At 48.6% G+C, this 251-nt stretch carries 1 protein-coding gene; it reads right to left on the reverse strand.

Translation table 11 applies throughout. From position 1 onward, the window contains the following. A partial coding sequence (locus H5182_RS22125) for a hypothetical protein (RefSeq protein WP_182760667.1) occupies positions 1-251 on the reverse strand: 251 nt, incomplete at both ends.

Genomic DNA, 251 nt, shown 5'->3' on the forward strand with positions numbered 1-251 from the left:
TTCTGCATTTAGTGAGCTTTCACTGCCAGCCTGAGCACTATCTGCCTTTGGTTGAGTAGGTTCATTCACTTGCTGAGTCGCGTTAGCTTGAGCCGTTGAAGCCGTAGCCGCCGTATTCAGCGGGGTATTGCCTGTACCAACATCGGTAGCTTTCACGTTTTGGCTATTATCAGCTTGTTCTGCATTTAGTGAGCTTTCACTGCCAGCCTGAGCACTATCTGCCTTTGGTTGAGTAGGTTCATTCACTTGCT

Source organism: Pseudoalteromonas sp. SG44-17, from assembly GCF_014164235.1.
GTDB classification, from domain to species: Bacteria; Pseudomonadota; Gammaproteobacteria; order Enterobacterales; family Alteromonadaceae; genus Pseudoalteromonas; species Pseudoalteromonas rhizosphaerae.